The following is a 23,184-nucleotide window of genomic DNA, read 5'->3' as shown; positions in this document are numbered from 1 at the left end:
ATATTTAAACAACCATTTGAAATCTAATTTGGTAAATAACTATGGCAGAAGAACTTTATTTCATCAAGACCAATCCTACTATTGCCAAGATTAATTTGTACAATAAGCTCTGCCGTGAAGAAGAAAATATTCTGAAATTCCTTCAGCCTGAAGCGCAAAATACCCTTGAAACCATTAAAGAAAAAGTAAAAGATTCCGTTGAAGAACTTACTCAGGAAGAACTTCTGCTTATTTTCCAGTGGTTTCATCAAGTATATTCTTCAGATCACGAGGAAACCAAAACACAGCTTTTCATCAATGGTATTGATCTTTTTTATGAAATTCCAACAACTGTTCATGCCGAAAATTTCGTGCAGATTCTTTCAGATTATGAAAAGCTTCTGAAGCAGGACATGAATTACATGGTTGATGCTAAAAATTTTAATCAATTTCTGATCTACGGAATATTTCTTACAGAAATTCTCAACAGAGAACAGCATCAGGATAATATACTTTGTGAATATCTGAAACCGGACAACAAATCTTTATATCTCCTGGCAGAAAACCAATGTGGACTGAAAGAGCCTGATCATAAACTGATCCCGGATCTTCAGCATTACTTTACAGATCTGTATGATCTGACCAAATTTTACAAAGGTTCTATCATCAAGCTCGAGAATCAATAAAAATGAGGCTTTTTAAGTCTCTACAAGCATTCCGGGATTTCTCATGAGATAATCTAATGCTTCTTTCACAGCTTCTTCGGGACTTTTGGGATTGAATCCCAATTCAGTTCTGGCTTTAGAAATATCAAAATCCTGCTGTAACCCTGAAAACATAGCAATATCTTTTCGGGTGAGTACGGGTGGCTTTCCGCTTAGTTTTGCAGTCAATTCCATGATACCGGCAATTGTAAACAAGATACTCCTGGGAACGGAACGCGGAATATTCAGTTTCAGCTCCGGATAAAGGGTATTGGCCAGAATGGTGGTATCCGTGATGGTCATACACTTTTCATTGGCAAGGATATAACGTTCACCGGAACGTCCTTTTTCAGCTGCCAGAAAGCATCCTTCTGCAACATCTTTCACATCAATCCAGTTCAGGGTAATTTTAGTATCTACAGGGATTTTTCTATTCAAAATTAATTTGAGAACTCCATAGGAAACATTTAACGGTAAAAATGCTTTACTGCCAATCATAGCGGAAGGCAAGACGGAAACAAGTTTTATACCGTGTTTTGCCGCCAGATCAAAAGCCAGTTTCTCTCCATCATTTTTAGAATTATAATACATATCTCTACGATCCGGATTATAACCGTTACTTTCTCTGGCAGGTAACTTTGTATAATCGAGTGCGGCAATAGAACTTACATACACTATTTTCTTTACGCCTGCTTCTGCAGCGGCTTCGATGGTATTCCGGGTACCATTGATATTAACGTCATAGATTTCTTTTCTGGGATCTTTAGCCCATAATTTAAAAGAAGCTCCTACCGCATAAAATGTTTCCACACCCTGAAGGGCTTTTACAAAAGAGGCCTTGTCGGTAATATCCGCCTGTACCAGCTCACAATCCAATCCTTCAAAAGGCTTTCTGTTCTTTGTATTTCTTACTGCTGCCCGTACCGGAAGTCCCTGTTTTAATAAAAATCTTACTAAATTATTTCCCAAATGTCCATTAGCTCCTGAGACAAGGCTTAGATTATTTTTTGTCATTATATTAATTTTAATGCTGCAAACTTCATCTTCCCGGAACCGGAACCACTTGACTTTTGTTAGTTAATTATTTTTCTCCGGATTCTGCTCAGACTTTCTGGCTTCATCCCTAAAAATGAAGCGATGTACTGGATAGGAACATTTTGAATAATTTCAGGATAATCATTCATGAGTTGCAGATAGCGTTGTTCAGCATTCAAAACAGATAATTCTCTGGAACGCTTTTCATTATATGATATCGACTGTTGAAAAACTGAAATGCTAAAATCTTTCATAGCCTGACTTTGGCTGATCAAATGATCAAGATTTTCTTTGGAAATTCTCAAAAGTTCAGAATCAGTGACAGATTCTATGGTATTTTCTGAAACAGTACTGTTGATAAAATCGGAATAAGACGTAAAAAATCCCGGTGGACAATTGATATGTGTTGTCGCTTCATTACCCTTTTCATCTGTATAAAAAAGCCTAAGATAACCTGAAACAATATAATAAAGATATTGAGGTACTCTTCCAGCCTCTTCTATTATTGTATTTTTAGAAAATGCCACAGGCTCAAAATATTTTCTGACCGTCTCTGTTTCTTCCTGAGTGAAACCATAACCGGAATGCATATATTGTAAAAGCTTGTCGTACATTGAAATAAATCTGTTTTAATCTTACACAAAAATACCAAAAGAAAATTTCAATAGTAATGAGTTTAAAAAAATATTGACCTCCAATGTAACTTCCTGCACTCAATAATTGTCTTGTAAATATAACCGGAAAAAACTGTCACTTAAAATGCGGCAAAAATAATTTGTGAATCAGGATAAAAACTATAACACAGCCGGCAGTTTCCTTTACAATGTGGAACTGCCGCCTTTTTTATGAATCTGCCTGACTGCAAAAAAATAATATCCTGTTCCTCCTACAGAATAAGCCAGTACATCAAGAAAATCACCGGTAAAACTGGTAGACAGTTTCGGGCAGAGTACTTCAAACAGAAAAGAAAGATACAATACTGAGGTCAGCATAAATTTCAAATCAGGTTTCCATTGATAGTTCAGAACCGAATTCATGATATATTCTATCAGATAGCAATACATAGGAACTGTAATACAATCCGTAAAATAATCATTGATAACAGGGATAAAAATTCCGCTTCGTCTCAGCAGAATAATGATACCCCAGACTGCCAGCCCCAGCAGAAACCAATATGAAATTCTTTTTTTCATTACAGATGCAATATGGCCATTATTATCCCGAGAATCACCTGCACTATTTTTGATATAACTTCCTGAGGATCTGCCCTATTTTCTTTATCAGTACTTTCTGCTGAATCATAATTGAATTTCTGTTTACCTTCCATTGTCATAAGATTTGATAGTGCAAATATATTAAATTAGAACAATTGTTCTAATTTTAAAAATATGATTTATATCCCCTTTGATATTCTTATCTTTGAATTATGAAGACCAAGGATAAAATTCTGTCCAAAGCATTGGAATTATTTAATGACAAAGGGTATAACAATGTTACCACAAGGCATATTGCGGCTGAACTTAATATCAGTGCAGGAAATCTTCATTATCATTTCAAGCACTCAGAAGATATCATTAAAATCCTTTTCTCAGAACTTACCCTAAAAATGGATGAGCTTCTGAACCTGATGAAAAAAACAGAGAATAAAACACTGGAAGATCTCTACAAATTCACGTATTCTACCTCCGAAATTTTTTATTCCTATCGTTTTATATTTATCAATTTTATAGATATTCTGAGCCAGAATCCTGACGTAGAATCTAAATATGAAAGGATTAATTTTAGCAGAAAAGAAGAATTCCAGCAGATTTTTTCGGATCTTCAGAAGAGCAATATATTTCAGAAAGATATTCCTCATTTTATAATTGATGGTCTTGTTGAGCAGATTTTTATTATTGCCGACAACTGGCTTACGCACAACAGGCTTATTTTGAAACTTAATCCAAAAGAAGCGGTTCAGCATTATACTCTTCTGCAAATGAATCTTTTTTATCCACATTTCAATAAAGAACAGCAAAAACTGTATGAAGAACATTACATCCCATAATCACAGCATAACCCTCAGAAAAGGAGCCAATGATGATCTCCCCGAAATGTTGCAGCTTTTTAGAGCAACAATAGATGAAGTAGGTAAAAAAGATTACGATATTCAACAGATCGAAGCCTGGAAATCCGGTGCGGAGAATGAGGAAAGATGGATGAAAGTGATCAGAGATCAATATGTTTTAATTGCTGTCACCGAAAATCAGATAGTGGGTTTCTGTACGCTCGATCAGGGAAATTATATTGATCTGCTTTTTGTACACAAAGATCATCAGAGCAAAGGAATTGCCTCCAAGCTTTATCATTCAATTGAAAAAGAAGCTTTGCAGCATTCTGAGAAAAAACTTACCGCTGATGTAAGCAAAACTGCCAGGCCATTTTTTGAAAAAGTCGGTTTTCAAATTGTACAGGAGCAGACAGTCAATGTAAAAGGAATTGCTTTGACCAATTATAAAATGGTAAAAACCCTTTCCAAATAATGAAATTACATCCGGAATATAATGAGTACAGAATTTCAGTTCCACATGAATTTGAAAACGTATTTACTCACTTTTATTTTGCTGAAAATACTTCTGAAACATCAGTTGCCAAAACACTTTTACCCACTTATCAGACGATACTGTTATTTTGTTTTGGGGAAAGTGCTACCATGTCTACTCGTGAAAAGACCATTATAAATCTGGATAAATGTATGGTATTCGGACCTGTGAGACAAGCTTTCGAATATACACTTCCTGCAGGATGTTCTATTCTTGTTGCTAATTTTAAAGATGATGCTTTTTTCAGATTTTTTGGGAAGATATCCATTGAGCAGTCGGTAAGACATCCGGACGAACTGTTGGAAGAAAATTGTTTTACGGATCTTTGGCACCAGCTTACACAATTGGATTCAACCACAGAACAGGTAAATCATATTCTTGAATTCTGCAGCCCCTATCTTCAGCATCAGGATTCTACCAGCCAGCTTTTGAGCAGTTTTGATAATCATCTTTTAAATCCTGTCAAAGTAATTGCGGAGCAGACTCAACAGACGGAAAGAAACATTCAGCGAAAGCAGAAAGAACAGTTTGGATATTCTTTAAAAGAGCTTAACCGTTATAATCGTTTTTTAAAAGCGATAAAAATAATTGAAGAGGAAACCGAAAAACAAAAACAGGTCAAATGGTTCACCATCATTGATGAATGCGGTTACTATGATCAGAGCCAGCTTATTCATGATTTCAAGCATTTTATCAACATTTCACCGGCTCAGTATTTAAAATTCCAGCAGGAAATCTGTAATCCTAAATCCCAATAGACCATTTCGTTTTCTTACAATTTTTGAGAAGTACCCCGCAGTACTTTTGTCTCATTAATCTTAACAATCCAAACAATGAGACATTTAATCATTTACGCGCACCCTAATGAAAACAGCTTAAATCATCATCTTTTAAGCACTGTTGTTGAAACACTCCAATCCCGTAACGAGGAAATTATTGTAAGGGATCTTTATACAATCGGTTTCGATCCGGTACTTTCTCTCGCAGATATGCAGGGACAGCGTATAGGAGAAATATCGGATGATGTAAGGACTGAACAGGAGCATATTTCATGGGCAGAACGGATCACCTTTATTTATCCGATCTGGTGGACGGGACTTCCGGCTATGATGAAAGGATATATAGACCGTGTATTCAGTTATGGGTTTGCTTACCGTTATGATCAGGGTATACAGAAAGGTCTTTTGAAAGGTAAAAAAACTGTAATTATCAATACCCATGGAAAATCTAATGAAGAATATGAAAAAACAGGAATGGATAAAGCGCTTACACTGACCTCCGACAATGGTATTTTCATCTATTCCGGACTGGAGATCATCAGCCATTTATTTTTTGATAAAGCAGACAAAGCGTCTGCAGAAAATCTGGACATCTGGAAAGATCAGATTAAAAATTTATACTCTGAACATGTCCTTAAAGATTAATTTTTCTATAATAACGTCTATTGAAAACTGGAAGATCAGCCCTGTTATAAAGGCTTCTTACCAAGTGACGAAAAAAATAATAAAACACGGTTTTTATATCTTTATCCTGTATTTTGCTTTTAAGGGATTTGTGGCATGAAATTGGCTTCAAAAATCGCAAGTAAAATTGTTTTGAACCATTATTTTAAGCCATTAAGATTGATGGATGGTTAAGTTTTTTCTTAAAAACAAATCTTGTTATAACCCTGCAATATGTCTTAATGGTTTAAATACTGGCTCCTCAGGAAATCCCTGTATATTGTCACAATGAAACATCTGAACAGCATATTACGTCTTCCATTCTTCAGTGAATATTACACTCCGGACTATCGTTCGGGAAGACTTTCTATATCTGTAATCCAATAAAATAATCTAACGTATATATAGAGCCCGGACAGTACCTGTCCGGGCTTTTTTCATTTTAAAACTATTCAACATGATTGATTCATTACAAGAAAATGTGGCTATCATCCTGCCGGAAAATGGTTTGGAAGAAAAACTGGCTCAAGCCGAAAAGGAAAACAGAAAACTTATCATCAAGCTAGGCTTTGATCCCACGGCTCCGAATCTGCATCTGGGACATGCCGTAGTCTTAAAAAAACTGAAACAGTTTCAGGACCTGGGGCATCAGATCGTTATTGTGGTAGGAAGTTTTACGGCAAGAATTGGTGATCCCACCGGAAAAAACAAAGCAAGAAAACCTTTGAGTGCTGAAGATGTGCGGCATAATGCCCAGACCTATATCAATCAGCTTTCCAAGGTAATTGATGTACAGAAGACGAAGATTGTTTTCAATTCTGACTGGCTGGATGCTTTAAACTTTTCTGAGGTAATTCAGCTGCTTTCAAAAGTTACCGTTGCTCAATTGATGCACCGCAATGATTTTAATAAAAGGTTTACAGAAAATACCCCTATTGCTATGCATGAACTGGTATACCCTATTCTTCAGGGTTTTGATTCTGTAAAAATAAAATGTGATATTGAAATGGGGGGCACGGATCAGCTTTTCAACTGTACCATGGGAAGACAGCTTCAGGAAGTACACCAAATGCCAGCTCAGATTGTGATGTGCATGCCATTACTGAAAGGGCTTGACGGAAAGGAAAAAATGAGTAAATCCCTGAACAATATTATCGGGCTAACGGACGAACCCAATGAAATGTTTGGAAAAACCATGTCTATTCCGGATGCTTTGATTGAGGAGTTTATCAATCTTACCACTGATTTTTCTGTAGAGGAAAAAACAGCACTTTTTTCGAGAATAAAAGAAGGTGAAAACCCTATGAATATTAAAAAGCTGATTGCTAAAAATATCATCAGCCAATACCATAATTCGGCTTCAGCGGAAAATGCAGAACAGTTTTTCATCAATCAGTTTCAGAATAAAAATTTTGAGGATAAAGTCTATGAACCTGTAGCCATTGGTCTATTGAAAGGTATGGAAAACAGAATTTCTATTATTGAACTTTGTCATCAGCTTAAAAATGACCTCAGCAAATCGGCCATACGAAGATTAATTGAGAGTGGAGGTATTCAGATCAATACCATTAAAATAACGGACGCAAATGAAAAAATAGAACTGATTCCTCAAACTAAAATAAAAATTGGGAGAAGGGGCTTTTTTGAACTGGTATGAAGATGGAAGCAGGAAGCTGGATGATTGAAGTTTTGGCAGACGATGAACTTATGAATTTTTTTGACAGGAATTTTTTTTTAACAAAAGCTAAAATGTAAGTAAGGATGGAAGATGGGAGAAGGAAGTTTTTGGCAGACGTGAAACTTATGAAGTTCTTTGACAGAAATATTTTTTTTAACAAAAGCGATTAAAAAAGGCAAAAGACCTCTACGACACAATAGTAACATCCAGCTTCCTTCTTCCAGCTTCCAACCTTTAACATATGTAAGAAAAAAATGGGACTGAAAGTTGTATTAAAATAAGCTTTAATTTTTTATTTTTGAATATGGATCTTAACCTTCGCTATAAACAAGCTGATGAAACTGATATTGATTTTCTTCTCAATCTCAGAATGAAAACCATGAATCCTCATTATGAAGCTTCCGGACTTTCCACGGATAGGGAAACGACTATGCAAAGAATTCTGTATCAGTTTGAAAAAGCCAATATTATCTATTTAAACAATCAACCTATCGGACTGTTAAAACTAGACAGAACATTTACCAATATTGATATTCTGCAGCTTCAGATAGATCCCAGCCAACAGGGCAAAGGACTTGGAAAAAAGATTTTGTCTGATATTCTGGAGGAAGCCTCATTAGCAGGAAAAACGGTGTCATTAAGTGTCTTAAAAACCAATAAGGCTCAGTATCTTTATAAAAGTCTTGGTTTCAGAATCGTGGATGAAGATCAGTATTCTTATTTTATGGAAACGGAAAGGGAGTAAAGTGAATTTACTTAGATTTCGGCTAATGCCGTTGGTTTTCTTTAATTAAAATGGGGTTTCTCAAAAATCAAATAATTTGATTTTTGCCATTCTGACAAAGGAAGAATTTCATACATAAACATCCATATGAGATTCTTCACTACATTTCATTTCATTCAGAATGACAAGCCTGAAACAAGCATCTATTATGTATTTTACTGATTTGCCATGGTTACGTAGATCAATCTTCCGCCTTCTTCTGAAGATAAAAGTATTTTTTTACCATCGGTGAGTTCTACCATAGAACCTGACGGAATTTCTTTTTGTTCTGTGACATCTTTCATTCCGGATAATCCCTGATTCACCAATACCCATTTTCCCTGATGGAATGTGAAATATCCTACAGGCATTTTATCCTGCATGGTCAGGTTTTCGTTGCGTATTACTTTTCTGGAAACATGCCATTTGAACAGATACTGGTTATGATAGACCATCAGCCTGTGATTTTCGGGCTTCCATACCTCATCATCAAATCTGAAATAAAGATCTAATACAGGAAGTGTTTCCTGATGAGGTGTTCCGCAGAACGGACATTTTGGATTGCTGGTATTATCAAAGACATACCATTTTTCAGTACAGCCGGAATTATGGCAAGGCTGGATAAGATCTACGGTTTTAAGCAAAGCGGCTTCCCATTCATTGGCCGTGGGACGTCTGATGGGATCATGTAATCCGTCTATGAATGTTTTTCTGAACAATTCTGAAAGATAAGGGCCTGTAACCGTATAAGGAATCTTCTGAGGATCACCCCAGAATGCATCCCATTTTCTGAGATGATCTGCTTTTACCTGATTGGAAGGGTTTTCGGGATGTTCTACAAACAACGCTTTTTCTCCCATGGATAAAATTTCATCTTTTTCGGAATCCAGATCCCAGATTTTACCTCCACGAAGAGGATGCCTTCTCAGCAGATACATATAAATCAGAACGGCAAGAGCATGCAGATCTGTTTTTTGATTGGGTAAATGTCTGTTAGGATCCTGAAGATTCAAATGTTTTGTTTTCAACACCTCAGGGGCAATAAAATCTGCGGTGCCTATCACTTCCGGTGGAAAGAGTTTGGGTACAACAAGGCCATCAATATCAATGATACATGCGGATTTTGTAACAGGATCTACCAAAATATTATTGTATGATAAATCGGAATGTGCCAGCCCCATCTGATGCAGCTTTTTTACTCCTCTGCTGATATTGACTGCAATCTGGAAATAGCTCAGCCAATCTCCCAGTTCTGACTGATCCAGTCTCAGCGGATACTGCTGATTCCTGAACATGGGGGCAGTAAACCACTTTCCTACTTTATCCTGTCCCTGTATATTATCTGAACCAATATAGCCTTTGGTAAAATAAAATTTATGGTGATAAACAGGAACTACAATTCCTGTGAGCTTATTTCTTTCAACAATATCATAAGGCCACCTGAAAATTTCATTCAGGAAGTATTCAGAAGTATTTCCGTTCTGTATGCTTTGAAGATAGGTGGAGACAATTCTCATAATCCTTTCTTTCTGTCCTTCATCCAGCGGATTCCGGTAGAAAGCGACTACATATTCTTTATCAGGCGAAAAATAAACATCTTTCACACCGCCCCGGATAGGGTTTTCATCTACATATTCATAGGATTTGGCTGTGTCCAGAACAGAAACAACCTTAATGGTCTTTTTCATGGTATTAATAGATTATTGCCAATGTACGGTCATCGTGGTTTCCTCTGCTCCAGAAATCGCTCCAGATCAAAAGTTCTTCATCAATTTTTTCATCGTTGATAAAATCTGCTTTTGTTCTGTCATCATTATTTCCTGCAAGGTCTTCAAAAAAGGCTTTCCAGCTTTCTGTATCTTCCAGTTTACTTTCTGTGGTAAATTTAGGATCATAAATACCATCCGTCATCAGTACCAGATAAGAAAAATCTTCCACACACGTAATTCTAAAACGGGAAGCTATTTTCTCATTAAAAATCTCTTTCATGGTGATAAAACGAGTGCCACCACCAAACTCTCCCACATCCATTTGGTTTAAAAGTTTTACTTCAGAAAAGTCAGTGTTAATCAGATTGATGGGGCAATCTCCTACTCCAAAGCTCAGAATAACATATCCGAAACTGAACTTTTTAACCAAAGTAAAAATAAGGGTTGCATGCAGATCATTCAAAGAAAGTTCATTTTCTGCGGCTATTTTTTCTAATGCGTGATAAACATGTACAACACTTTCCGATAAAACATTGATAATTTTCTGTTGAGCTTCCAATTTTTCTTCGTCGGAAGATTGACGGTTGTACAGCATGCTGATATTATCTTCAATCCGGTTTAAAACCTCCTGTGAATTGAAAAACTGATTGATGGTTGTTGTTGCCAGTCTTGAACCTTCTCTTGCGGCCTTTGCTGAGCCTGCTCCATCTGAAACAGAAACAATATTCCAGTTTAAGGGAAGCGAATTTACAGCAAAATCATCTTCGCGAAATTTCCCTTCATGGGCATGGGAACGCCCTCTTTTGGAAGCCACCACAATTTTTTTATCTGAAAAAGAACCTTTGAATGAATCTTCTTCCGGCTTATAAAAAATTGCATTTTTATCGCCTGGAATATTTTTCCATAGGTCTTTCGGATCTGCATTCACAAAGAGCTGTATTTTCTTTGTTTCAATCTGATTCTGATCCTGAATGTGATAAAACTGAACATCCAGATGATACATATTATTAGTAACCGGAGTTCCTGAAATTTTTCCGTTTTCAAAACTAAGTCCTGTTTCTTCCAGGTTTCCGATTTTCTGAATCTTGATGTTAGGAAACTCTTCCATATCGAAACTGAATTCATAGAACTGTTTGGCACTGGCATTTTTCAATACCCAATGAGCATCTTTAAATTCTTCTTTTTCTTTATAGATAAGTGTTTGCTCCATAGTTTTCGGTTTGGATCCATCAGCAGACTTTCTGAAAAATTTGCCCATCATTACCCCAGAGTTCTGTTAATATCAAATCCGCCGCCGGAAAATCCATAATAATCCGAAGTTCCGCACCATGGACATTTGCTGTATCCTTCTCCTCTCAGGCAGTGAATACCTCCACATGAGCAGGTAGCTAATGCAATAGGATTCGCACAGTGAGGACATGAAGTTCCTCCGTCCAGTTCTTCTATATTGATTTTAAGCTGTGTTTTCTGATTGGAGGAAAGCCTGTAGTAGGCTTTTTCATCAATTTTATACGCTCCGTCAAGCCTGTAGTATCTTGTAGCCATTCCCGGAATACTTGATTCTGCAAATGCTTTTTTAAACTTCATCAGATAAAGTTTTTCCGTTTCCTGGCATTTTCCGTTCAATACTACAAAATTATTATCCGGGAATCTCTGTTCCATTTCAGGATCTACTTTTTCAAGAATCATGGAATCGATTTTAGACAAATTAATTCCTTCTTTTTTAGCTTCTGTTACACTCTGGCTGGTAGTTTTAATAGAATCTGTTACCCATTTGAAAAACTCTTTGTAAGAATTTTCATCGGAATTATTGAACAGTAAAACATTATCTGCCAGAGAACCGAGAAGTTTGTAATTGGTATTTTCCCCAATAGATACGGCAATCGTATTGGATTTCCCGTTGTATTTATTGTTCCATCTTTCAATGGCTTTGGTAGCATCATCAGTAGGAACTCCGTCTGTAAAAAGAAAGACGATAGGTTTCCAGTCGCCTTTTCTTTCATACGTTGTTTTCACAATATCCCTGTCGATACAATCCATTACTTTGATCAAGCCCTGAGAAAGTGATGTACCGCTTCCAATTGGAATTTTAGGGGGATAAAAACTGATGATATCCTGCATCGGAGTAATCACTTCCGCTTCTCCTGCAAAACCGATTACAGAAATATAAACGGTTTCAAGTGAATAGGGATCTTTTTTTAATTCCCTTATAATATTGGCGATACCTTCCTGTACCTGCTCAATAGGTTCTCCTACCATAGATTCGGAGATGTCTACTAAAAAATAAATAGGCAGTCTTCTCATTGTGTAAAGACAGTTTTTTAAATAATAATATTAAGTTCCGATGGTGGTGGAGGTAATATGAGATTTTCTCCGGTATTCTGTGATTGCCCTCCCTGTGTAATAGAAGAACTCACCCATTTGAAAAAAGAAGAAAGTGTAATAGCGTCCGTAGTATCCAGCTTCACGACATGATCGGTCAGTTCTTTGAGAAACTGTTCATCTGCTTTCGGGCCTGCAGCACATCCTACGATGGCACCAAATTCCAGTCCCCTGATCACCGGAATCATCTGTCTGTATTTCTGAATATCTGAAGGTTTTCCATCTGTAAATATAAATAACAGTGGCTGCCAGTCTCCCTTTGTATCGGCAGATTCTTTGATTATTTCCTTCTGCACCAATTCCGAAACCATTTCCAGCGCTGCTCCAGTATGCGTTGGACCGCTATCCGGACAGGTTATTTCCATGGGATAAAAACTTACCAGATCTGTTAATGGGATGATATTTTTAACTTCTCTGTCGAAGGTAATGACACTCAAATGCAGGCTGTCCATCGCCTGCGGATCTGCACGAAGCATACTGATAAGGCCGTTAAAACCATTGTTCAGCGCCTGAATAGGTTCTCCGTTCATAGATCCCGAAGTATCTAATAAAAAATAAGCTAATAATCTCCTGCTCATTATAGACAAATATTAATTCTGAAGCCGGCGGAGGAAGTCGGAGACTTCCAAGCCGGCTTTTGTGTGAGTTGAAAAAATTGAAAATCTAGTTGGAATACGCGTATTGCTGTCTCAGAATATCAATAAAGTTATCTGTATGATGCGGCTCTCCAACAGCACGGAATTTCCAGTCTCCGTTATGACGATATGCTTCTGCAAAAACCATTGCACACATTCCGTTCATACTTGAATCACCGGAAAGGCTGTATTTCGTAATTTCTTTTCCTGTAGCATCTACCGCACGGATAAATGCATTTTCAATCATTCCGAAGTGCTGGTTATTGGTTCTTCCCTGATAAATGGTAACCAGAAATACAATTTTCTGGTAACTCTGATCCAGCTGATCCAGTTTTACGATGATTTGTTCATCATCTCCATCTCCTGCTCCCGTTCTGTTGTCTCCGGTAAGCCATACATTCCCGCTTGGATGCTGCATGGAATTGAAGAATACCACATCTCCCTGATAAAGCCCCATCTGTCTTCCGTCATTGGTTTGCACCGTTCTTCCAAGATTAGCTACTTTTCCGTTGCCATCTAAAAGAAATGCTACTGCATCAAGGTCATATTCTGCTTCTTTACTGAAGAGTTTCCCAAAAAATCCGCTGCTTTGTTTTCTTACGTCCCATCCTAAACCGATGGTTACTTTTGAAAGATCATAAACGCTTTCGCCACGGTCATTTTTTCTCAAATCTATCGTTTGTCCTTTCTGTAAATTGATTGCCATAGTTATAGTTTTTTTGTATTTGATGATTTATTTGATGATTTGTCCTTTGTAGTATTTTTCAAGGAAGAAGCCAAGATCTGCTCTGTATCCTATTCCTGAAGCTTCAAATTTCCAGCTTCCGTTTCTTTTATACAGTCTTCCGAACTCTACACCGGTTTCAATAGAAAAGTCTTCATCCAGTTCATATTTTGCAATTTCCTGGTTGGAGTTATTATCTACCACTCTGATATAAGAATTTCTTACCTGTCCGAAATTCTGTCTTCTTCTTTCAAAATCTTCAATGGTTACCACAAAAAGAATCTCTTCCACTCTTGAATCTACTTTATCAAGGTCTATAATAATCGCTTCATCATCATCACCATCGCTGTTTTTACCACTCGGATCATCCCCTGTATGGGTAAGAGCTCCGTCCGGAGAATTCAGGTTATTGTAAAAAACAAAGTATTCTTCGCTTACTAATTTTCTGTCAGAATCAATCATGATTGCAGAAGCATCCAGGTCAAAGTCGTAGCCGGTTCCTTCATTCGGATCCCAGCCTAATCCAATCGTCATTTTAGTTAATCCTATCTCGATCTTTTGTCCTTTCTGGAGATTAATTGCCATAGTGTTTTATATTATGATTATTTTTTGCATTAAGATAGAAGTGATTTATGAACTGACCAAATTTATTGATGAAAAAATGTTCCCTACCGATTAATTTTAAACTCTTTAAGTCACAAAATGGCCATAAAAAAAGGTTCAATTAAAAAATTGAACCTTGTATATTTAAAAATGTGTTGAATTAATTTTCAAATTCTTTATCCGAAACAGCGGCATTTCTTGCTTTTGTCAGCATAGGAATTGAGATTAATCCCATGACCAGCATAATCACAATCTGCAGCGGTAAAGAAATAAAGGAATAGGTAAGCCCCATTTCACCCCCGAAATCTGCACTTTTTCCTACTGAAATGAAAAGAGCCATAAAACCATACTTCATGGCCAGGTTATATGCTCCGATTCCTCCACTGGCAGGGATAATCATCCCTAATGTTCCTACAACAATAATGAAGAAACCGTCTGCAAAGGTAAATGCGGATGTTTCAGGAAGAGCAAAACACACCAGATAAGCGGCCAGATAATAGCAAATCCAGATTCCTAATGTATAAAGAATGAATTTTCCTTTTTCTTTTAATTTAAAGATGGAGGTTATCCCTTGAAAAATACCATCAATAAAGCTGACTATTTTTCCTAAAAACGGAACTTCTGCCAGTTTCTTTTTAAATACAAAAAATATAACTGTTCCTACTACCAGAATAGAAAGCATTAATATTATTTTATTAGGATTAATATCCACTCCTGAATTTTTATAGAATGACAGAATAGCTTCGTATTTAAACAATAATGTCAATCCTAAGAAACCTAGCATACAGATCAGGTCTACAACTCTTTCCAAAATAATGGTTCCGAAAGATTTGTCTACAGGTACTTTTTCCACGCCATATAAAGCGGTTGCTCTTGCCACTTCTCCACTTCTGGGGATGGTAAGATTCATCAGATATCCAAATGATATGGACCAAAGTGCATTGGAATTTGAAATCCTGTGCCCCATTGGCTCCAGCATCAGATTCCAGCGGATCGCTCTGAACCAGTACGCAAGAAGACCAAATACGGAAGCAAACAATACCCAAAGATAATTTGCTTTCGCCAGAGACTTCTGAATGACTTTAAAATCCAGCCCTTTTAAGGCAAGCCATAAAAAAAAGCCTGCAAAAGCAAGCGATATTACTATTGTAAGTATTGATTTTACCGGACTTTTTGATGTTTTCTCCATGTACTATGTAAGAAGATTTGTTTTTTCATCCGGGAAAACGATTTTCGGCTGGAAGTCTTTTGCTTCTTCCGGGGTCATCTGAGCATAGGCAATAATGATGATGATATCATCTTTCTGTACTTTTCTTGCTGCAGGACCATTCAGGCATACTTCTCCTGATTTTCTTTTCCCTTTGATCACGTAGGTATCAAAACGTTCTCCGTTATTCACATTCACGATATAGACTCTTTCTCCCACTACCAGGCCGGCAGCTTCTATAAGATCTTCATCAATCGTTATACTCCCTATATAATTAAGGTCAGAGGCAGTTACTCTCACCCTATGAATCTTAGACTTGAAAACTTCTATTAACATGCTGCAAATTTATTAATAAAAATTAATAAAACAGGCCTTTATTAACATTTTAAAACTCCCACAAACACAGGGATTTAATTTAACAAAACACAAAAAATATAAAAATTAATTATAAATTTAATAATCATATGGTCAAAAAAATTAATTGTTTATATATAATTTAGGATTTAATAAATACGAAAAATAATATCAGCTTTTTGCTAAAGTCAATACACATAAGCATTTGGCATGATTTTAGTGACCTGTAACGTAGATTTTCTGTGAAAAGTGGAATTATCATATTTTAACTGATTTCAGTGAAAAGTAAAAAATTTTCACAAGTTTTAATAAAAAAATTGCACAATTAGAAAATAGTACTATATTTGCTATAATTACGAACTAACTTTAATATTAAAAATTATGAACAAGTCTGAATTAATCGACGCAATCGCAAAAGATGCAGGTATCACTAAAGTTGCAGCAAAAGCTGCTTTAGAGTCTTTTATTGGTAACGTTACAACTACTTTAAAGAAAAAAGATGGAAAAGTTTCTTTAGTAGGTTTCGGTACTTTCTCAGTAGCTGAGAGAGCAGCTAGACAAGGTATTAACCCTGCAACTAAAAAACCGATCAAAATTGCTGCTAAAAAAGTTGCTAAATTCAAAGCTGGAGCAGATTTATCAAATGCAGTTTCAGGTGCTAAGAAAAAATAATCATTCAGATTAAAAAAATTCAAGGGCTGTTTCTAAGAAATAGCCTTTTTTGTTTTCAAACAATAACAGGAAACTTAAACCATTAAGAAGTTTTAAGCTCCTAAAGATGATTATGTTTTGGCTATTATACTTAAAAAATAAGCGGGCTAAAGCCCGCTCCATTGATATTACAAAGTTTATATTTTCAGGATGATGATTTGATATTTCACAAACATCATCACTGGCTTCTACCCCCAGATTCTCTCATTACGGAGCCAGTCTCGAAATCTTCCAGTCAAGGTCCTCAAGTTCATAAATTATCCTGTCATGAAGACGGTTTGGCCTTCCCTGCCAGAATTCTATTTCATAAGGTCTTGCAATATATCCGCCCCAATTGGCGGGTCTTGGTACTTCCGTATTTTCATACTCCTTTTCCAGTTCTTTTAATTTCTCTTCCAGAAACTCTTTGTTTGGGATCACCTGGCTTTGCGGGGAGACCACAGCTCCAAGCTGACTTCCTTTCGGCCTTGAATGAAAATAACCGTCACTAAGGTTTTCTGCCACTTTCTCAAGATCAGCCTTGATGATAATCTGTCTTTCAAGATTAGGCCAGAAAAAATGCAGGCAGGCTTTATGATTGTCTTCTATTGCTTTTCCTTTTCTGCTGTTATAATTGGTATAAAAAATAAACCCTTCATAGGTATATGCTTTAAGAAGCACCATTCTTGTTCTTGGACACCCATCTTCTTCTACTGTAGAAACCGCCATAGCATTAGCTTCTGAGATCATTGGGTTCTCGCTTGCCTCCAAAAACCAGTCTCTAAACTGTTCAATTGGATTTTGTTTTATCTCACTTTCAATAAGTTGGGATTTCTCGTACACTTTTCTTTTGTCGTGCAGGTTTTCCATAAATATTTTTTATTAAATTTGAGTATGAATCACTCATACAAAGGTAAAATATTAATCTCGACACCCGACATTTCCGGTGATATTTTTTCAAGATCAGTAGTATTGGTTATTGAACATAATGAAAGTGGTGCATTTGGTTTGATATTGAATAAAAAGAACAGCCAGATGAGTAGCAAATTCAAAGATTTTTTTGACTTTAAAATTGAGGTATATGATGGAGGACCTGTAGAAAATGACAAGGTATTCTTCATTGTAAAAGGCAAAAGAGTTACAGAAATTTATACAGACATTACTGATGAATACTACCTTACAGAAGATATTGAGCGGATCATTAATGCGGTTTTAAGCGGTGAACTTGATATTGAACACATTAAAATATTTTCGGGATACTCTGGCTGGTCTCCTAATCAGCTGGATACGGAGGTTCAAAGGAAAATGTGGACGGTTGTGGATGTCTATAATCTTGATTATACCCTTCCCAATGATCAGACACTCTGGAAGTCTATTATGCAGAATCTTGGAGGGGAATTTCTTCTCTGGGCCAATTCACCTGAAGACATATCCCTAAATTAAATGTATATTTTTCATATTATTCCGAAAATTAACAAACTTTAAGATTCTATTAACCAATTTTAAAGAAATTTTTTCCGTTCTTTGGAAAACCAAAATCACTGATATGAAAGGTATTACCCTACTTGCTTTATCAATAGTTTCTACAGCGTTTTTATCATTTACTCCTACCAATAAAAAATATATTGTCATTGATGCCGGACATGGCGGAAATGATTTTGGGGCTGTTTATGGTGAAATTCTGGAAAAAAATATTTCATTAAGCATTGCTAAGGAAATTCGGAAAATCAATGAAAACCAGGATAAATATGAAATTATTCTAACAAGGGATTCAGACAGTTCTCCTACCCTTACTGAAAGAACAGATCTGATCAATAGGCTGAACCCTGAAATGGTCCTTTCCCTTCACGTTAACAGTTCTCCGCAAAAAGAAAGATCTGACAACGGATTTGAAGTTTACGTTCAGAATTCTGACGTTTCAAAGGAACTGGCCGGAAAAATCTACAAGAAATTCAATGCCTGTAAAATTGAGGAGCGTAATCTTCACATGCTAAGAGAGACCAAAGCACCTGCTGTATTGGTAGAGCTTGGCTTCATTAATAATTCCGACAACAGGAATTATATTACCAGTGAAAAGGGGCAGAAAGAAATCGCACAGAAATTTGTTGAGATTATCAACGAATATTAAATAAAGAAACAATTTCTGATTTACTCAGAATAAAACCCGGTAAAGGACTTCTGGAACTTTGTTGTTTACCGGGTTTGTCAATTTCTATTGATTAAAACTTTGTTTCCAGCTTTCTACCAGCTCGGAGAAGCGGGTCGTTTCAAAAGTTTTGTTTCTTATCTTACCTACAGAAAATATACCTTTCTCATCAGAAATCATTAAAATTTCTTCAGCCTTCTGGGATTCAAAAGCGATAATCTCGTGTTCCTGAATATCAGCAAGGTTATTTTTGTGTAAAAAAGTAACAAAGTTTTCCATCAGAGGAGAAATGTAAGCTCCTTCTGTCTGCTTTGGTACTTTGATAACGTCGCCCTCTAAAAAGAGAAGATTTCCGGCTGTGGTACGCGCTATTCTTTTGTTTGGATTCAGAAGAATCACATCGTCAAGGTCATTTTCCTGGGCATAAATTACCCCGTAGATATTTTCCGGACAGTGAACTCTGATGTTGCTTAAAAGGTTATTATTAACGTTGATTTCTTTAATCAAATCCAATTCAAGAGGTCTCTGATGAACAGCAAGTACATCCGCTATTTCCGTCACTTCGTAAAAATAGGAAACAGAAGATTTCGCTAGTGTTACTCCATCATCATTTCTGAACACCTGAAAATTGATAATTCCATTTTCTACTCCTTTACTTTCAATAATTTCTTTTTGAAAAAGAGTCTGGAAAAGCTCCAGGGTGTACGTCAAAGGAATATTAAGTCTCATCTTTCTCATGGAAGCCATCAGAAAAAAATAGCACTCTTCGTCCATGATCAATCTACCATTTCTTACAAAGAAAGAAACTTTTACTGAGTCTCCCCAAAGAAAAGCTCTGTTCTTTACATTTAACTCGTCTGATGTAAAATATTGATTTTCCAATTTTTGATGTAATTTATTTACAAAAAAATAATGAACGATAAATCGTTCATCAGTTTTATCATTTCCTATAGCCCGGGATTATGCCGCACCTAGTTTTATTCTAAGGTTTTCGATAAGATTTTCCCAATACATTGCATTTTCCTCTTCATCACCTTCTTCACAGAAATCTGTAATATTTAAAGCAAGGTCTTCTGTAATATCATCAATTGTGATAGTCATTTCAAAGAAATTTTTTGTTCCTTCATCTTCTTCCCATCTGAAACGCACGAAACCTTCAGGCTTATATCTGATCAAAGTGGCCTTCTCAGCAGGACCTCCACCCCAGCTAAAAAAGAAATCATCGCCTTTCTCTGTTACCTCATCCGCAAACCATTCAGACAATCCCTCTGCAGTTGCCAGATATTCATATAAAATCTCTGATAAACAGTGCATTGGAAATTCGTAATGGACTTTATGTTTCGCCATATAATCTTTGTTTTATCGTCCCGCAATATATAAATTAATTTTTTTATTACGCAAAAAAACAATTACTTTTTTATAGAATCTGCATGATATTTATCACGGGATTTGAATAACTGCGGTGTTATGTTTTAAAGCTAAAAATTACCATGCAAAAAATAAAAAAATCTCTCATTTACAGAGAGATTTTATTTTTAATTTTCATTCAGTATATCAAGAATAATCTGGCATCCTTCTCTGATTTCGTCCAGAGATAATGTAAGAGGCGGAGATATTCTCAGGTATTCATTTCTGTACAGCTGCCAGAAAACAATAAGCCCTCTTTCCATACATTTTTTAGCTACTTCCAGCGTGTATTCAGGAGTTCCTAAGTTTACGGCAAGCATCAAGCCTTTACCATTGATATTTTTGATTTTAGGGTGAACCAAAAGTTCCCTGAACAACTTCTCTTTTTCCTCTACTTCGTTCATTAAACCGCTTTCCAGAACTTCTTTTAATGTGGCATAACTTGCCGCTGCAATTAATGGATTTCCTCCAAAAGTAGTAATGTGGCCCAATTTAGGCGAATGTGAAAGGGTTTCCATGATTTCTCTGGAGCTCATAAAAGCTCCTACAGGAACTCCGCCTCCCATTCCTTTTCCCATGACAAGAATATCCGGCACAATTCCGAAGTGTTCAAAAGAGAATAACTTCCCTGTTCTTCCAAATCCCGGCTGTATTTCATCCAAAATTAAAAGCGCTCCTACTTCTTCACATCTTTTCTTGAGCTTGATCAGGTAGTCGTTATCAGAAACAAGAAACCCTGCTGCTCCCTGAATGGTTTCAAGGATAACACAAGCAGTCTTCTCCGTGATTTTACCGAAGTCTTTTTCATTGTTAAATTCAATAAAAGAAACCATTGGTAATAAAGGACGGAATTCTCTCTTGTGCGTTTCATTTCCGGAAACACTTAAAGCTCCGTGAGTATTTCCGTGGTAAGAATTTTTAAAGGAAACAATTTCTTCTCTTCCGGTATATCTTTTGGCCAGTTTTAAGCTTCCGTCAATGGCTTCTGCACCACTATTTACAAGGTAAGTAACTTCCAGTGGATCCGGAGTAGCTTCTGCAAGCAGTCTGCATAATGCAACAGGTTTTTCCTGCGCATATTCTCCGTAAACCATTACGTGAAGATATTTATCGGTCTGTTCTTTAATGGCATCCACTATTTTAGGATGTGAATGTCCCAGCGTATTGGCAGAAACTCCTGCTACAAAGTCAAGATATTTCTTTCCATCTGTACCGTAAATATAACTTCCTACTGCTTTTTCCACTTCAAAACCAGCAGCAAACTTGGTGGTTTGAGCCTGATATGTAAAAAAATCTTTATGCATTTCCATTGTCTACAAAAATTTCAGCAAAGCTATAAAAGATTCATTAAACGCTGAAATTAATCCACAAAAAAGACCAGTGAGTTACTGGTCTTTTCTATTATTTTCTGGTACGTTTGGGCTTTTTAGCTTCCTCTTTCGCTTTTTCGTCATCTATGGCTTTCTGAGCTTTATTGAAAAGCTCATTATCTGCTGTATATTGTATTTCTTCGTTATTCGGACTGTCTACAAGGATGTCCTGCCATTTCCGGATCCTGTCTTTGGTATTCCAGTTAAAATCCGGGAATTTTCTTTTCGAAGGTTCTATCATACTCATCGGATAGGTATCGGAAGCAGCTCCGATACTGCAGGAAATAATCTGAAGTGCTCTTTCTTCAAACAACGCTCCGATAATTCCGCAGGTAGACAATGTAATTCCTATTCTTTCCGGTTTTTTGGTTTCCTGATCGGTATCATCAACATAGACGATAGACTGAGCATTTCCAACAACTCTTGCTTCTTTAATAGCATTTTTCTCGTAGTAAACCGTCATGAATTTTCCTTTTACCTGATTGAACTCATCTTTCAGCGTAAGTGAGTCTACTTTACTGATGGCAAAGGCATTTCCTATTACTTTTAAGGAATCAATATCTTCTGTCTTCGTATTGAAATAAGCTTCCACTTTATCTCCGGTAACCTGTTTTTCACCGCTCCATAGAATCGGGTTGGTATACATATGCATAATTCCGTCTGTTTCATTGAAGGCAATGGAATCTGCCCTTCCCTGTGCATTGGATTTATAAACACGGGCTTTCTTATAAGCTCTTATAAAGCTTTTCTTGACTTTGATATCCAACGTATCCGGTCTTTGATAAGAGATAATTTTTTCTGCGGCAAAATAGATAGAGTCTTTTTCCATTGCTTTTACAGCATAAGGATTTTTCGTCATCATTGCGGAGTCTTTTTTCTCAAAAATTTCCCCGTAACCTCCTTTTATAAATCTTTTTTCTTTAGGATCATCAAGGGTTACATTGCCCGTTGCTTTGCCAAACCCTGAGATCTGATTATAATACATATCATCACCGGTAAGGATTTTCTCATTATAAAAGATCCTGGAATTTTTGGTTAGAAAAGCTTCCTTGGAATCCATTTTATACGTCCCTTTTTCGGTATAGATTCTGTTTCTTGGATTCGTTTTGCTGGTAATGGTTGTAGGACCTAGAAAATCAGCAATTTTTGTATTCTGATTCTGCTTGATATTTGGTCCTTCTATTGTATATTGAGGTGTTTCAATCTTTACATTTCCGGTAAGATCCACTACTCTTGTATTAAGAAAATAAGTTCCTACTTTGGCATAGGTAACATTCTGACCATCAGAGATCGTGCCCCCTGTATTAAAATAAGCCTGATTGGCCAGCCTGTCATAGTACAGGATATCTGTTTTTATGGTTTGTTTAGGATCCGTTAGGACTACATTTTTCCTGGCAACACCTTTCTGGGTATTGGCATCATATTCCATCTCACCTGCCGTGATTACAGACCCGTCTGTATTTTGAAGCCTTGTATTGCCTATTGCTTTTACAAAGTTCTCTTCATTGTACAGGATTACTTCATCCGCAGTTAGAATAGATCCCTGGTGTTCAATCTTAACATTTCCTGTAAAATATTGATTCCCGTCATATTTGTCAGGGCTTTTCTTGATCTCGTCGGCATTAATAATCTTTATTTTATCTTCAGGTCTCACCTGTTTAGGCTGAGCTGGTGAAGGAGCCTGCAAATAAGGATCTCTCTTCACAGGTGTTTTATCCTGCGCAAAATTGAGCGTAGAAATAAAGAGTAACAGAAAAAGGGCTATTCTCATTAA

Annotated in this window: 27 protein-coding genes; 10 read left to right on the top strand and 17 right to left on the bottom strand. The window is 36.5% G+C overall.

The window, feature by feature from the left end:
• Positions 1-41: 41 nt before the first annotated feature.
• Positions 42-665, top strand: coding sequence for a hypothetical protein (locus tag C8D70_RS09090; protein WP_110367101.1), 624 nt, complete (start codon positions 42-44; stop codon positions 663-665).
• Between the two features lie 12 nt (positions 666-677).
• On the opposite strand, the gene C8D70_RS09085 is transcribed toward C8D70_RS09090, so the two are convergent.
• The 4 genes from C8D70_RS09085 to C8D70_RS21195 all read right to left on the bottom strand — a co-directional run bounded on the left by C8D70_RS09085 (position 678) and on the right by C8D70_RS21195 (position 3,045).
• Positions 678-1,697 carry an NAD-dependent epimerase/dehydratase family protein gene (locus tag C8D70_RS09085; protein ID WP_110367100.1) on the bottom strand — a complete coding sequence of 340 codons (1,020 nt, stop codon included), beginning with the start codon at positions 1,695-1,697 and terminating at the stop codon, positions 678-680.
• Between the two features lie 59 nt (positions 1,698-1,756).
• Positions 1,757-2,332, bottom strand: coding sequence for a Crp/Fnr family transcriptional regulator (locus C8D70_RS09080; protein ID WP_110367099.1), 576 nt, complete (start codon positions 2,330-2,332; stop codon positions 1,757-1,759).
• A 204-nt stretch (positions 2,333-2,536) separates the two neighbouring features.
• Positions 2,537-2,911: a hypothetical protein gene (locus C8D70_RS09075; RefSeq protein ID WP_110367098.1), complete on the bottom strand. Its 375-nt coding sequence runs from the start codon at positions 2,909-2,911 to the stop codon at positions 2,537-2,539.
• Entirely contained in the window at positions 2,911-3,045 is a 135-nt protein-coding gene (locus tag C8D70_RS21195; protein ID WP_262509784.1) for a hypothetical protein, read from the bottom strand. The genes C8D70_RS09075 and C8D70_RS21195 overlap by 1 nt, the downstream gene beginning before the upstream one ends.
• A 99-nt stretch (positions 3,046-3,144) precedes the next feature.
• Here C8D70_RS21195 and C8D70_RS09070 point away from each other — a divergent pair, with 99 nt between their 5' ends.
• The 6 genes from C8D70_RS09070 (at position 3,145) to C8D70_RS09045 (ending at position 8,165) form a co-directional block, all read left to right on the top strand.
• A complete protein-coding gene (locus tag C8D70_RS09070; RefSeq protein WP_110367097.1) occupies positions 3,145-3,765 on the top strand; it encodes a TetR/AcrR family transcriptional regulator in 621 nt (206 codons plus the stop codon).
• A complete protein-coding gene (locus C8D70_RS09065) occupies positions 3,743-4,240 on the top strand; it encodes a GNAT family N-acetyltransferase (RefSeq protein ID WP_110367096.1) in 498 nt (165 codons plus the stop codon). Before C8D70_RS09070 ends, C8D70_RS09065 begins: the two co-directional genes overlap by 23 nt.
• Positions 4,240-5,058 carry a helix-turn-helix domain-containing protein gene (locus tag C8D70_RS09060; RefSeq protein ID WP_110367095.1) on the top strand — a complete coding sequence of 273 codons (819 nt, stop codon included), beginning with the start codon at positions 4,240-4,242 and terminating at the stop codon, positions 5,056-5,058. Before C8D70_RS09065 ends, C8D70_RS09060 begins: the two co-directional genes overlap by 1 nt.
• 75 nt (positions 5,059-5,133) lie before the next feature.
• Positions 5,134-5,724 carry an NAD(P)H-dependent oxidoreductase gene (locus C8D70_RS09055; protein WP_110367094.1) on the top strand — a complete coding sequence of 197 codons (591 nt, stop codon included), beginning with the start codon at positions 5,134-5,136 and terminating at the stop codon, positions 5,722-5,724.
• A 475-nt stretch (positions 5,725-6,199) separates the two neighbouring features.
• Positions 6,200-7,399 (top strand): tyrosine--tRNA ligase, encoded by a 1,200-nt coding sequence (gene tyrS, locus C8D70_RS09050; RefSeq protein ID WP_110367093.1) that lies wholly within the window; start codon positions 6,200-6,202, stop codon positions 7,397-7,399.
• 325 nt (positions 7,400-7,724) lie between these two features.
• Positions 7,725-8,165, top strand: coding sequence for a GNAT family N-acetyltransferase (locus C8D70_RS09045; protein WP_076596343.1), 441 nt, complete (start codon positions 7,725-7,727; stop codon positions 8,163-8,165).
• 194 nt (positions 8,166-8,359) lie between these two features.
• On the opposite strand, the gene C8D70_RS09040 is transcribed toward C8D70_RS09045, so the two are convergent.
• The 8 genes from C8D70_RS09040 to panD all read right to left on the bottom strand — a co-directional run bounded on the left by C8D70_RS09040 (position 8,360) and on the right by panD (position 15,779).
• Positions 8,360-9,871: a helix-hairpin-helix domain-containing protein gene (locus tag C8D70_RS09040; protein WP_110367092.1), complete on the bottom strand. Its 1,512-nt coding sequence runs from the start codon at positions 9,869-9,871 to the stop codon at positions 8,360-8,362.
• Between the two features lie 4 nt (positions 9,872-9,875).
• Complete coding sequence (locus tag C8D70_RS09035; RefSeq protein WP_110367091.1) at positions 9,876-11,153, bottom strand: PP2C family serine/threonine-protein phosphatase; 1,278 nt, start codon at positions 11,151-11,153, stop codon at positions 9,876-9,878.
• Positions 11,153-12,196, bottom strand: a complete 1,044-nt coding sequence (locus C8D70_RS09030; protein WP_110367090.1) for a TerY-C metal binding domain-containing protein — start codon at positions 12,194-12,196, stop codon at positions 11,153-11,155. The genes C8D70_RS09035 and C8D70_RS09030 overlap by 1 nt, the downstream gene beginning before the upstream one ends.
• A gap of 17 nt (positions 12,197-12,213) precedes the next feature.
• Complete coding sequence (locus C8D70_RS09025) at positions 12,214-12,852, bottom strand: vWA domain-containing protein (protein ID WP_076596346.1); 639 nt, start codon at positions 12,850-12,852, stop codon at positions 12,214-12,216.
• Between the two features lie 85 nt (positions 12,853-12,937).
• A complete protein-coding gene (locus tag C8D70_RS09020; RefSeq protein WP_110367089.1) occupies positions 12,938-13,615 on the bottom strand; it encodes a TerD family protein in 678 nt (225 codons plus the stop codon).
• Positions 13,616-13,642: 27 nt separating this feature from the next.
• A complete protein-coding gene (locus C8D70_RS09015; RefSeq protein ID WP_076596348.1) occupies positions 13,643-14,218 on the bottom strand; it encodes a TerD family protein in 576 nt (191 codons plus the stop codon).
• Between the two features lie 178 nt (positions 14,219-14,396).
• Positions 14,397-15,425, bottom strand: a complete 1,029-nt coding sequence (locus tag C8D70_RS09010) for a lysylphosphatidylglycerol synthase transmembrane domain-containing protein (RefSeq protein ID WP_110367088.1) — start codon at positions 15,423-15,425, stop codon at positions 14,397-14,399.
• 3 nt (positions 15,426-15,428) lie between these two features.
• Positions 15,429-15,779 (bottom strand): aspartate 1-decarboxylase, encoded by a 351-nt coding sequence (panD, locus tag C8D70_RS09005; protein ID WP_002976902.1) that lies wholly within the window; start codon positions 15,777-15,779, stop codon positions 15,429-15,431.
• A 399-nt stretch (positions 15,780-16,178) separates the two neighbouring features.
• Between panD and C8D70_RS09000 the strand changes: the two genes are divergently transcribed.
• The gene (locus tag C8D70_RS09000; RefSeq protein ID WP_002976900.1) at positions 16,179-16,469 is read left to right on the top strand and encodes an HU family DNA-binding protein; all 291 of its coding nucleotides are present in this window, start codon (positions 16,179-16,181) and stop codon (positions 16,467-16,469) included.
• 246 nt (positions 16,470-16,715) lie between these two features.
• Here C8D70_RS09000 and pdxH read toward each other — a convergent pair whose 3' ends face one another.
• Complete coding sequence (pdxH, locus tag C8D70_RS08995; protein ID WP_110367087.1) at positions 16,716-17,357, bottom strand: pyridoxamine 5'-phosphate oxidase; 642 nt, start codon at positions 17,355-17,357, stop codon at positions 16,716-16,718.
• A 24-nt stretch (positions 17,358-17,381) separates the two neighbouring features.
• On the opposite strand from pdxH, the gene C8D70_RS08990 reads away from it, so the two are divergent.
• Both C8D70_RS08990 and C8D70_RS08985 read left to right on the top strand, forming a co-directional pair.
• On the top strand, positions 17,382-17,930 hold the full coding sequence (locus C8D70_RS08990; protein WP_076596351.1) for a YqgE/AlgH family protein: 549 nt from the start codon (positions 17,382-17,384) through the stop codon (positions 17,928-17,930).
• Between the two features lie 103 nt (positions 17,931-18,033).
• On the top strand, positions 18,034-18,615 hold the full coding sequence (locus tag C8D70_RS08985; RefSeq protein ID WP_076596352.1) for an N-acetylmuramoyl-L-alanine amidase: 582 nt from the start codon (positions 18,034-18,036) through the stop codon (positions 18,613-18,615).
• Positions 18,616-18,699: 84 nt separating this feature from the next.
• On the opposite strand, the gene C8D70_RS08980 is transcribed toward C8D70_RS08985, so the two are convergent.
• From C8D70_RS08980 to C8D70_RS08965, 4 genes are all read right to left on the bottom strand, one after another.
• Positions 18,700-19,515, bottom strand: a complete 816-nt coding sequence (locus C8D70_RS08980; protein WP_110367086.1) for an aminotransferase class IV — start codon at positions 19,513-19,515, stop codon at positions 18,700-18,702.
• Between the two features lie 78 nt (positions 19,516-19,593).
• Positions 19,594-19,980: an START-like domain-containing protein gene (locus C8D70_RS08975; RefSeq protein WP_034696870.1), complete on the bottom strand. Its 387-nt coding sequence runs from the start codon at positions 19,978-19,980 to the stop codon at positions 19,594-19,596.
• A gap of 188 nt (positions 19,981-20,168) precedes the next feature.
• The gene (locus C8D70_RS08970) at positions 20,169-21,344 is read right to left on the bottom strand and encodes an aspartate aminotransferase family protein (protein ID WP_110367180.1); all 1,176 of its coding nucleotides are present in this window, start codon (positions 21,342-21,344) and stop codon (positions 20,169-20,171) included.
• Positions 21,345-21,441: 97 nt separating this feature from the next.
• Entirely contained in the window at positions 21,442-23,181 is a 1,740-nt protein-coding gene (locus C8D70_RS08965; protein ID WP_110367085.1) for an OstA-like protein, read from the bottom strand.
• Between the last annotated feature and the right edge of the window lie 3 nt (positions 23,182-23,184).

The organism is Chryseobacterium sp. CBTAP 102 (assembly GCF_003201365.1).
Classification (GTDB): domain Bacteria; phylum Bacteroidota; class Bacteroidia; order Flavobacteriales; family Weeksellaceae; genus Chryseobacterium; species Chryseobacterium candidae.
This window is presented reverse-complemented; position numbering and strand designations above follow the sequence as displayed.